Source organism: Micromonospora sp. NPDC005686 (assembly GCF_042871665.1).
GTDB lineage: Bacteria > Actinomycetota > Actinomycetes > Mycobacteriales > Micromonosporaceae > Micromonospora.
In genome coordinates this window covers 1-1739 of the sequence record NZ_JBIAIY010000030.1, presented here as the reverse complement: position 1 = coordinate 1739, position 1739 = coordinate 1, and the positions used below count along the sequence as shown (strand labels likewise).

At 68.0% G+C, this 1739-nt stretch carries 2 protein-coding genes; both read right to left on the bottom strand.

Annotated features, from left to right (window positions below):
* A partial coding sequence (locus ACFYON_RS29030; protein ID WP_357712037.1) for a dipeptide ABC transporter ATP-binding protein occupies positions 1-960 on the bottom strand: 960 nt, incomplete at its 3' end.
* Positions 957-1739: ABC transporter ATP-binding protein (locus ACFYON_RS29025; RefSeq protein ID WP_387190942.1), on the bottom strand; the 783-nt coding region annotated here is incomplete at its 5' end. The genes ACFYON_RS29025 and ACFYON_RS29030, both read right to left, overlap by 4 nt.

Below are 1739 nucleotides of genomic sequence, written 5' to 3'. Positions count from 1 at the left end.
GCCGTCGCGGGTGACCAGGGCGGGTTCTTCGGTGGCGCAGTGGTCGGTGGCTTTCCAGCAGCGGGTGCGGAAGCGGCAGCCTGATGGGGGGTTGAGGGGGGTGGGGACGTCGCCGGTGAGGCGGATGCGTCCGGCGGGTCCGAGCGCTGTGACGTCGGGGATGGCGGACAGCAGGGCTCGGGTGTAGGGGTGTTGGGGGTGGGTGTAGATGGTGTCGCGGTCGCCGATCTCGACGATCTTTCCGAGGTACATGACGGCGACGCGGTGGCAGAAGTGGCGGATCACGGCGAGGTCGTGGGCGATGAACACGAATGCCAGGTCGAGATCTTTTTGCAGGTCGCGCAGGAGGTTGATGACCTGCGCCTGGATGGAGACGTCGAGCGCGGAGACGGGCTCGTCGGCGACGATCAGCTTCGGTTTCAGCGCCAGGGCCCGGGCGATGCCGATGCGTTGGCGTTGCCCGCCGGAGAACTCGTGCGGATACCTGTTGTAGTGCTCCGGGTTCAGACCGACCAGTTCCAGCAACTCCTGCACCCGGTGTTTGATCCCGCCGGGCGGGTTGATGCGGTTGACCTGCAACGGCATCGCCACGATCCGTCCGACGGTGTGGCGGGGGTTCAACGACGCGTACGGGTCCTGGAAGATGATCTGCAGGTCCTGCCGCAGCGCGCGCAGCTCACCACGTGTGGCGTGGGTGATGTCCCGCCCGGCGAAGGCGATCGACCCGGCGGTGGGCTCCAACAGCCGCACCAGCATCCGCCCGGTCGTGGTCTTCCCGCACCCCGACTCCCCCACCAACCCGAGCGTCTCGCCCGGACGCACGTCGAAGTCCAGCCCGTCGACCGCCCGCACCGCACCGGCGGCGCGCAGCCCCTGCCGCACCGGGAAGTGTTTGGTCAACCCTCGCACCGACAGCAACGGCTCGGTCCCGGCGCTCGACGCCTCGGTCTCGGCGCTCATCGGGCCACCCCCACCTGGGCGACCTCGTCGCGGTAGATCCGCTCCCGGTCGGCCGCCGACAAATGACACGCCACCACATGCCCGGCCTGCCCGGCCTCCCGCAACTCGGGAACCTCGGCGCGGGACCGGTCACCGTTCACGTCGGCCCACCGGCACCGCGGATGAAACGCACACCCCGACGGCAGGTTGATCAACGACGGCGGGTTACCCGGAATCGGCAGCAGGTCCGCGTCCGCGTCACCGTGCAACGACGGCACACTCGACAACAACCCCCACGTGTACGGATGCTGCGGCGCCCGCAACACCCGCTCCACACTCCCGCGCTCCACCGCCCGACCCGCGTACATCACCAACACGTCATCAGCCACCTGGCTGACGACGCCGAGGTCGTGGGTGATCAGCACGATCGCCGACCGGAACTCCTCCTGCAAATCCGCCAACAAATCCAGGATCTGCGCCTGCACCGTCACATCCAACGCCGTCGTCGGCTCATCCGCGATCAACAGATCCGGATCGTTCACCAACGCCATCGCGATCATCGCCCGCTGCCGCATCCCACCCGAGAACTCATGCGGATACTGATCGAACCGCTTCGCCGGCTGCGGGATCCCCACCCGGCCCAACATGTCCACCGCCCGGCTGCGGGCCTCCCGCCGACCGGCCCTCGGATGATGCACCCGATACGCCTCAGCGATCTGCTTACCCACCGAATAGTACGGATGCAACGCCGACAACGGATCCTGAAAGATCATCGCCATGTCCCGGCCCCGCAACCGACG